Source organism: Dyella sp., from assembly GCF_036384435.1.
GTDB lineage: Bacteria > Pseudomonadota > Gammaproteobacteria > Xanthomonadales > Rhodanobacteraceae > GSA-30.
This window is the reverse complement of the sequence record NZ_DASVMI010000016.1, coordinates 1-10368: the sequence shown is the minus strand read 5'-3', so window position 1 is coordinate 10368 and position 10368 is coordinate 1. Positions and strand designations below refer to the sequence as shown.

The 10368-nt window shown below is 61.4% G+C and carries 4 protein-coding genes; all 4 read left to right on the top strand.

Annotated elements, in window-relative coordinates; genetic code table 11:
- Positions 1–573: hypothetical protein (locus tag VF436_RS01230; protein ID WP_330902149.1), on the top strand; the 573-nt coding region annotated here is incomplete at its 5' end.
- Positions 570–1187: an OmpH family outer membrane protein gene (locus tag VF436_RS01225; RefSeq protein ID WP_330902148.1), complete on the top strand. Its 618-nt coding sequence runs from the start codon at positions 570–572 to the stop codon at positions 1185–1187. The genes VF436_RS01230 and VF436_RS01225, both read left to right, overlap by 4 nt.
- Entirely contained in the window at positions 1184–1552 is a 369-nt protein-coding gene (locus VF436_RS01220; protein WP_330902147.1) for a hypothetical protein, read from the top strand. The genes VF436_RS01225 and VF436_RS01220 overlap by 4 nt, the downstream gene beginning before the upstream one ends.
- A gap of 220 nt (positions 1553–1772) precedes the next feature.
- The coding region (locus tag VF436_RS01215) for a filamentous hemagglutinin N-terminal domain-containing protein (protein WP_330902146.1) at positions 1773–10368 on the top strand (8596 nt) is incomplete at its 3' end.

The following is a 10368-nucleotide window of genomic DNA, read 5'->3' as shown; positions in this document are numbered from 1 at the left end:
GCGCTTTGCTGGGCCAGCTCAGGCGCGCAGGCCCAGCAAAGCCTGGAGGAACAGTTGCGTTCCCAACTGCGCGATGCACGCAGTCAACTGCAGGATATGCAAGGACAGCAGTCGCAATGGCAGTCGCAGAAGGCCACGCTTGAACAGGAGCGCGACCAGGCCAGGAAGGCCCTGGAGCAGGCACAGGCCGAGCTGGCCCGCGCACGTGGTACATCGCCGGCCCTGGCGGCCGAGAAGGCTGGCAGGCAGAAAGCCGAGGACGAGCGTCAGCAGGCGCAGGCAGCCTATGCGAAGGCTTCCAATCAGGCCAAGCAGGAACAGTCGCGTAGCGCTGGCCTGACCTCTCAACTGACCGATGCGCGCAAGCAGCTTGAAACCTGCACGGCGAAGAACGAGCAGTTGTACAAGGTAGGACAGGAAATTCTCGATGCGTATGTGCACATGGACATGGGCACGATGATGTCCGCGCGCCAGCCCTTCGCGGCATCGGCCCGGGTAAAGCTCGATAACGCGGCACAGGCGTATGGCGATCGCATGTACGACCAACGCTTCGTACCAGCAAAGCAACCATGATGGAGATTCGTCGAGTGAAGCCAGTCATCTATGCCATGGTCATGGCGCTGGGTGCGACAGCGGCATCGGCAGCGCAGCCGCCATCGCCGTCAGTCGCGCCTTTGCAGGGGCCGCTGGTCACGGGTGTATGCATGCTTTCGCGCGAGGCGATCGTGGCCCATGCCAAGGTGGGTGTTGCAGCGTCTGCGCGTATTGCCCAGCTTGCGCAGCAGGCGCAGGCCGAGGTCGACGCAGCGCGCAAACCCGTCGAGGCCGATGTCCAGAAGTTTCGTGGACAGGCCGCTTCGTTGTCGCAGGATGAGCGGGGCAAGCAGGAGCAGGCGCTGGCCGCTCGTGCCCAGCAGGTACAGCAATTGCAGGTGCAGCGCACGCGGGAAATCGAGGCGACGCGCCTGAAAGTCACCGGGCGCATTGCGGAAATGGCCCAGCCGATCATCGCCGATGTCTACAAGGCGAGGGGGTGCGGATTATTGCTTGATCGCAATGCCGTGCTGGGTGGCAATACAAGCAACGACCTGACCGCGGCCGTGGTGCAGGGCCTGGATGCCCGTGTGACCACGATCAGCTTCGAACGAGAGAAGCTGCCAGCGAGTGGAACTGCGGGCATGCCATGAGGCATTCCTGGGCGAGCACGGGTGTGATGCTTCTGGTGGCGGTCAGTTGCACGCTCGTACGGGCCGAAGGACCGGGTCGTGCATCCTCGGCTGGCGCCCATGGCGATGCCTGTGTGGATGTGAGCATCAATGATCGCCCGGTACTTGCCTATGCCTGCCTCAACCGCAGGCTTGCCCCGGTGGCGTCATCGCCAGTGTCAGCCGATCTGGTGGCACCCGTCGCCCGGGATCCGTCCAACCGTCAGGTAGGACAGTTCAACTTTTCATCGTTCAGCCATCGCATGGGCGATCAGCTGGGCAAATCCGTGCAGCCCCAACGACCGCCCCCGCCGGCACCGCCGCCGCTGCTGGGCGTGGGGCGATGACGGTTGCATTGCAGTGAGCCAGGTCATGCGGTGCAGGTCACGCGCTACATGAAATTTCAATGACAACAGTTCAGTCGCCCGTACGGCAATCGGTCTAGAGAATGAACAGGGATAGCGGGCGGGCAAGGATGCCCAGGCGAAATGGCCGCAAGCGGGCACTGCGCTCGCTGACGGTCCTTGTGCGTGTGCAGACATCGATATTCCAGGGGAAGAGGTTCGCGTGATCAAGCCATTGCGTTCGACGAGTGGAAACAAGGCGCCAGGCGCCCCCCGTCCCAAGCCGCCGATGCATCGGCGCCCGCTGGCGCAATGGATTGCCACCGCCCTGGCCATGGGAGCGATGCAGGCGCACGCAGGAGCCCCTCCGCTCAGCCAGGCTTGGCTGGCCTCGCAACGCCAAGGTGCCATGGCAGGAAATACCCAGGCCGGCACGCCGGGGTCGGCAGGCATCCCAGGGCTATCTCCGCAGACTGCCGCGCAGTTGCAGCAGCAGAAAAGCGTGCAGCAGTCGCTGGCCAATCTCAACAGCGCCGCTCAGGCGGTCGCCGCACAGATCAGCGCACAGCGCACGGCCCAGCAGGCGGCGCAGGCGCAGTCTGGTTCGCCGGTGCCCGATGGCATTGCCGCAGGTGGTCTGCAAGTAGCTGCCGGCTTGGCCAACAATCCGTCGCTGTGGCAGAACGCCAACCAGCCCACGCAAAGTGCGAACAATGGCCAGACCACCGTCGAGATCAAACAGACAGCGCAGAAAGCCATCCTGACCTGGGATAGCTTCAATGTCGGTCGACACACCACGCTGCACTTCGATCAGACCGGCGGTACGCAGACCGACGGCAGCAACAACTGGATCGCACTGAACCGCATCAACGATCCCAGCAGTCGTCCGAGCCAGATCCTGGGCCAGATCAAGGCCGAAGGCACGGTTTACCTGATCAACCGCAATGGCATCCTGTTCGGCGCCGGCAGCCAGGTAAATACGCATTCGCTGCTAGCCACGTCGATGAACCTGTTCAGCAACGACGTGAGTGCGAGCAACGCCTTTTTCTTGCAGAACGGCATTTCACAAACCCAGGATCCCAATCACATCCTGGATCCCAGCCAGACCCTTGTTCCGCTTCTTGTTGGCGGTGCCACAAAGGATGGCTCGGGTAACCTGGCACTGAGCGGTGGCATCACGGTCGAGAAAGGTGCCTCGATCCAGACACAGGCCCAAGGCTTCACGCTGATTGCCGCCCCGCACATTGTGCAATCGGGTTCGATCACATCCGATGACGGTACGGCCATCCTGGCCTCGGCCGATGCCTTGCAGTATGTGGCGCCAGCATCGGGAAGCGGGGCGGCGTTTTCCGTCTCCAGGTCGCCGCTTGGCCTGGGCAGCCTGCAAGGCTGGACGGGATCGATCGAGAACGATGGCTTGATCCAGGCGCGTCGCGGCAACATCCAGATGTATGGCGCGACGGTCGAGCAAAATGGTGTGCTGGTCGCATCCACCAGCTTGAACAAGGCCGGAAGGATTTCCCTCGGAGGTGGATCCGACTTTATTGGCATTCCTACCAGGATCGAACTGGGTGAGGGCTCGGTCACCACGATCCTGCCTGAAAAGGATGGAGAAACCACGACCTCCAGCCAGGACGCGGATCAGGCATTCCAGACCAGTTCGATCAATCTGTCGGCAACCGACAGCATTTTGCTTGATCGCAATGCCCTGGTGGAAGTACCCAGTGGCAATGTATCCATGAGTGTCATCAAGGGCATTGTCGGGCAGGCCGCGACGCGTATCTACCTGGACCAGGGCGCCATTATCGATGTATCGGGCCTTGCCGACGTCGAACTGCCCATGGCGGCGTTGCTGGTGAGCATTCCTCGCGTGGGCCAGAACGAACTGGCCGATTCGCCCTTGCTGCGTAACAGTTTTCTCTATACCCAGAAAAACGTCGTCATTGATAGCACGCAAAGTGGCGTGCGCGCCGACGGGCTCGACTGGGTAGGCAGCCCCGTACTCAATGCTTCCGGTTACGTGGAAAACATTCCACGCAGCATCGATGAGCTGATGCTCAAGGGCGGTACGATCAGCCTCGTTGCCGATCAGGTGATCACTCGCAGCGGTTCGCAATTGCGCGCCGATGGCGGTTATCTGAACTATCTGCCGGGTTGGATCCAGACGCCCAACCTGCTGGGTGCCGATGGGCGTATCTATAATATTGCCGATGCGGATCCGAACATCGATTACGTCGGGTTCGCTGGCCAGTATGCGGATAATCACGCGCGCTGGGGAGTCAGTGACGTATACAGCAATCCGCTGCTGGCAGGACTGCCTCGCTACGACAACGGCTTTATCCAGGGCGCCGATGCCGGTTCGATCAATATCGGCGGCCTGGTATCCAACGGCGTATCGGTCGAGGGTATTGCGATACTCGATGGTGACCTGTCCGCCAGGGCCTATGCCGGTCGCAATCAGGTGGCACAGGGGATGGCTCCGCTGGGAGGCAGCCTGTCGGTCAGCAGCGGCGATCCGCTGAATGGCCCGTTGAATGCGTCTCCCATCAATTATCGCCTGGTCGACACTGTCGCGCCGATTGAATCGACCAATCCATTGTTCGACGGCCAGACTCCCTTGGGTGACCCGGACGCTCCCGGTAGTCCGCAGACAACGTGGTATCTGCTGCCATCTGAACTGATCAATCGTGGTGGATTTTCCAAGTTCAAGCTGGCCACGGTCGGTGACATCGAGGACGATGCCAATCGGCTGACCGTACATCCGGGCGGAGAGATCGACCTGCTCGGCGCCGGTGTCGTTGTGGCGTCCGGCAGCACCATCCAGGTCAGTAGCGGCGCGATCAATCTCACGGGTATCAACGCGACGGGTATCGGTGGCCAGTTGCTTGCCCAGGATGGGATCGTCATCGGGGCGGGGGCAACGCTGGATGCTCGCGGCCTGTGGGTCAACGATAGCGGGTTGACCGAGGACAGTCTGGTTGGAACGCAGTACATCAACGGTGGCTCGATCAACCTGAGCACGACGCTGGGTAGTGCCTACGCCAGTGACATTTCCCTGGCGGCCGGCAGTGTCCTGGATGTATCCAGCGGCGGTTATGTTCAGCGCAATGGCCTGGTCGCGGTAAGCGATGACGTGCCGTTGGGTCAGGGCGGAAATATCACGCTGGCCACGCATGTTTCCGCGCTGAATGTGCCGCAGACGCCAGGCGATCTTTCGGGCGGCAAGATAAGCATGGACGGTAGCCTGCTTGGCTACGGGTTCACCGGGGGCGGTACGCTGAGTATCGCAGCCTCGCAGATTCAGATCGGTGGCGAGCAGCCTGCGGATGATCCGACCGTGTCGTTGCTGTATCTCCCGGCGGCATTCTTCTCAGGGCAGGGTTTTGGCCATTACCAACTTGTCGCGGCAGGTAGCGCGGTGATTGCGGACAACGCAACCGTTGTCGTCAAGCCTGCCAACCTGTTGCCTGACTATGCCGTGTTGGCTGCCGCACCCACTGGCAGCAACGTATACGCATCCGGCCTGACGACGATCGGTTTTCTCGATGACTATCATCGCTGGCAAGGTGGCGCAGCCGGCACTCAGTCCGCAGGTTTTTCACTTCAGGCTGGCCAGGCGGCAAAATGGTTCACCTTGGGGACGGGGCCTGCGTATTTGCAGAGCGATACCCTGGTGCTGGGACGAGGCGCTTCAGTCCAGGTCGATCCGGGCGCAACGGTAAGCCTGCAAGCTACGGGTAGCGTGGATATCTTCGGCAGCGTCATGGCGCATGGAGGTGATATCGATCTGGAAAGCACCACGGCGACGGGTGGTTTCCTCGCGCCGCAGCGCAACCTGTGGCTCGGCCCGGATAGTGTGCTGGACGCGAGCGGCATTTCCTTGATCAATCCCAGTGCCACGGTCAGCGGCAGCCTCTCGGGAGGCTTCATTCCGCGAACCGGCCAAGTGCTCGACGGCGGCCAGGTGAATCTTGTCGCCGATAAATACCTGCTGGCGCAGTCGGGAGCGTTGATTGACGTATCCGGCGCCAGTGATACCTACGATCTGCCTGTTGCCCAGGCCACGTTGGGTGGCTCCATTCCAGGGGTGGCAGCCACGCCTGTGTGGAGCAACGCAGGCAGCATTGATCTTGCCGCGGCCGGCGGCATGCTGTTCGATGCCAGCTATCAGGCGCATGCTGGCGCTGCCCAAGGACGTGGCGGAAGCCTGGCGGTGCGAGCGTTGAACGAGTCGCTGAATCCGTCGACGAACCAGACCACAGCGGTTGCCATCGTGTTGCAGCAGAGTGGTGATCTATTACCCGGCGGTTATCAGCCGGGAGATGCCATTGCACCTTCCGACACGCCCTCTGGCCTCGGTGTGCTGCATTTCACGGTCGATCGATTGAAGGGATCCGGCATCGCCGATTTTACGGTGGGCCCGGATGTCGGTGATCTGGATTCGCAGAATCGCTATGCCCCGGTGCCCGTGATTTTCGCCGGCAACGTCTCGTTGAACCTTGATCGCAGCGTGGTCTTCAATACCTCCGCGCTGATGGCTGGCAGTAGCAGTGCGCAGATACCTGTGCAGGATGGCAGCCAGATCACGGGAGCCGGGACGGTATCGATCAGTGCGCCCTATGTCTATCTCGCCGATGGTGGCACGGCGACCACGCCGCTGGCCGCGGCTGGTGACGGTAACCTGGAGGTGCAGGGCCAGTTCATCGACATTGGCGGCCGCCTCTCACTGGCCGGATTTGCGCAGGCTGGTTTTCACTCCCAAGGTGATTTGCGTTTCTATCTTCCGGCGGTTGACGCGTTTGATGGTAAGGGTGTGGCCCTGACGGGCTGGCTTTTCAGTAGTGGTGACATGGATTTCAGCGCGAAGCGAATCTATTCCGCCAGCGACTACGGTTTTCTGCTGGACGCGGCGCCCCAGCAAGCCGGTCAGACCAGCACCATTCGTTTTGAAAATAGCGGCAACAGCGACAGTTCGACACCGTTATCGGCGGGAGGTGCCCTGTCGGTTGCGGCGTCGCAGATCGAACAGGGGGGCACATTGTGGTTGCCGTCCGGCAATATTGTGCTTGGCGTCGGTGACGTCACTGCCGAGCGTACTGCGCTAGGGCTTCCCGGTACATTTGTGCTGCCAGCGACCGATCGCGTGGACCTGTTGCCAGGTAGTGTCACCAGCGTTTCGCTCAACGGGGCCGTGCTTCCGTACGGCAGCACGGTCGATGGTCAGGAATGGCGTTACGACGCGGCACCCGGTGTCACAGGACAGGACTTGACGGCACCGCCGGTCAAGCAGATCAGCGTCAACGGCAACCAGGTCTCGCTGCAGCAAGGCGCGAAAGTCGATGTTTCTGGCGGCGGTGATCTTCAGGCCTTTGAGTGGATACCGGGTTCGGGAGGTTCGCGCGATGTCCTGCTGCAATCGCAGGTCAGTTACACAACCAGCACGACCGGTAGCCAGCAGTCGCTTTATCCCGATAACCGGGCGGTTTATGCGGTTATTCCCGGCTATGCCGCACCTGTTGCCGCGCATGACTTCGCACTCGAAAAAGGCGCTGGGGCGGGGCCGGCGGTTGGGCAGGCGGTCTATCTCTCCGGCGTGCCTGGCTTGCCACCGGGAATCTACACATTGTTGCCCGCGCGTTACGCCACGCTCAAAGGCGCATTTCGTGTGGTGCAGAACACCGGTTCGCAAGACGCCGTGCTCGGTAGCAATGCCGCACAGCCGGATGGCACGCAGGTCGTATCGGGCTATTTTGTCGATGCCCTCACTGGCGCGCGTGATGCACGCACCACGACGTTTGACGTGCAGTCGATGGCCGTATGGCAGCAATATTCCCAATACACCGAGACGCCGGCCAGTCAATTCTTTGCCGCACAGGCCGCTCATGCCGGTGCCGTGGCACCGCCGCTGCCGCAAGATGCCGGTCATCTGATATTGGCGGCAAGCCAGCAACTGGAACTGGGCGCTACGTTGACCGCAGGAATGGGAGCGGGCGGACGCGGTGCGGAAGTGGATATCGCCGGCCAATCGATTCAGATCCTTGGCAGCGGCGAGCAGGCGCGTGCTGGGTACCTGACGATCGATGCGAGTGGCTTGACGACACTGGGCGCCTCGAGCCTGCTGATCGGTGGTACGCGAAGTGCAGGCGCGGACGGCGACGTACTCAATGTGCAAGCCAGCAGCATCGTGCTGTCCAACGATGCCGCGCATCCGTTGTCGGCGCCCGAAGTGATTCTCGCAGCCAACGGCGCCGGGCTGGGCATCGAGGTGGACACCGGTAGCGTCCTGCGCGGAGCCGGCGATACCACCGGCCTGGACGGTACGCCTCTTGTCATCGGTCAACTGGCCAGCGATGGGGTGCCTGCGGTCAGTGGCGACGGCGCCTTGTTGCGCGTGTCCAGTGGTTCGATCGGCTCCGTCGTGCGCCATGACGTAACAGGCATCGATGGTGCGGCAGGCACGGCGACTGGCAATCTTGTCATTGGCGATGGCGTTACGATCGATGGCGGTAACGCACTGAGCCTGGACGCGACGGGCAAGACGCAGGTCGATACGGATGCGCTACTTGGCGCCAGCCACATCGACGTCACTGCCAATCGTATCGCCTTCATCGGAGCTGCTGCGCAGGGTGATGACAATGGCTTCCTGGTCGGTGACGCTACCTTGCATCAGTTCGACCAGGCCCAGAGCGTTACGCTGCGCAGCCGTGGCACGCTGGATTTCATCGGTGACGTGGATGTCAATCTTGATCACGATCTCGTGCTGGATGCCGGTGCGGTGACGAGTGACGGCGGAGCGGTAAGTATTCATACCGCAAAACTCACGCTGAGCAATGACACGGGTAGCGCATCCGTCTTTGCCGCGGGCTCGGGGCAATTGGCGATCCAGGCTGATGAACTGGATTTTGGCGATGGGGCCTGGACGCTGCGTGGATTTGGTGGCGTTACGGTGGCGGCAAACCAGGGCATCGTGGCACAAGGCCATGGCACTTTCGATTTCGGTCAACTGGATATCCGTGCGCAGACTCCTCGGGTGATCGCGGCGACCGGTGCCAACACCACCGTGGAGACGGCGGGGGCACTATCGTTTACCGCGTTGGCTGGCACGCCATTGAGCGTTCAATCCGCCGGCGGCACCTTGAATCTTTCGGGCGATTCGGTGTTGCTGGACACGGATATCGAAGCGCCCGCGGGCAAGCTGGCTGTTACCGCCAGCACGGGAGATATCGATATCGGCAGTCATGCCACGCTCGGTGTCGTCGGTGTCACGCGCAATTTCAACGACGTCCAGTCTCACCTGCCAGGCGGTACGCTTATCCTCGATGCGGCAGGTGACGTACAAGTAGATAGCCAGGCGACGTTGGACATTGCCGGTGACGCGCAAGGCGGTAATGCCGGGCAACTGGACATCACTGCGGGCGGGCTGGCAAATCTCGCAGGGCACCTGCTGGGTTCGGCCGCATCCGGATACTTTGGCGGCAATCTTGATCTCAATACCAATGGTGCAGTGGACTTGGCTGCGCTCTCCGACGCGCTGGCTTCCAGTGGCATCAACGGTTCCCTGACGGTGCGCAGTGGGACGGGCGATCTGGATCTGGATGCAGGACATGCGCTTACCGCGCATCTGATCACGCTCACCGCCGATGGCGATCCTGCGGCTGGTGGTGGCTGGGTGCGTATCGACGGCACGCTCGATGCGTCGGGCACGTTTGGTGGTCCGATCACCCTTTACGGCAAGGCTGGCGTGGATGTGCAGGGTGCATTGCTCAGCTTCGCCACCGCTCCGGGGCGCAAGGGAGGCAATATCGAGCTCGGTACCGATGGCGTCGCGGACGGTACCTATAACGCGTCCTACGGCTATGAAAACGTTCAGCCAGGCGATTCCGGTGCCATCGTCATCGGTAGCCACGCGGTATTGAACATGAATGGAGATGGCGGCCGCGGCTCGTTGCTGCTGCGTGCGCCGTTGCTGACGACAGGCGATGTCAATGTCACCGTAAGCGACGGCGCGCAGTTGCTCGGAGCCGATCAAGTCGTGCTGGAAGCCTATGCGACTTGGAGCACGGACGACCAGCAAGACAATATGGCGCAGCATTTCGATGGCATCGTGGACCCGGCTGGTTGGTATGGTGTCGATCCGGCAACCGGCAAGGTGGCACTTGTCTCTGGTACATTTACCGATGCTTCGGGCCAGGCGGTGGCAGCGCCCGATCCATCCAACGCCGCACAAATCGCTCAATACATGTCCGAGTACGTATTCACTCCGGATACGGGTGCGGCGATTACCGATCACCAGACATTTTATGGCTACGTCGACGGCGATCCATCCAAGGGGGCGGGCACGTTGATGGGTTTCGTGGAAAACGCGGGCGTCGATGCAGGCTCGCGCTTCGCCACGATACCCAACTTCCATGTTCGCCCGGGCATCAATCTGGTCAACCCCGATACGAATATCAATCAAGGTGATATCTCGATCCTGACCAACTGGAATCTAGGTGCCGGGTCGCAGAATGCAGATGGCAGCCTGAATCTGGTTTATCGCTACGGTGATCAGGCCCCCATCCTGAGTCTGCGTGCCGAGCGTAATCTGGATGTGCGCGCGAGCATCACCGACGGATTCTTCCAGAGCTCCAACGTTGTCGCGGGTGCTGCGGCGCCCGAGGCGGACTGGGAAGACGCCTGGAATGCTTACCAGGATCTTCGCAGCAGCTTCATCAATAACGTCTTCGATACACCGGAAGATTTGCCCGACGTCATTTTCGCGCCGACGGAATTTACCGGCCCGGAAACCACGGCCATGCGGCAGTACTACGAGCAATATG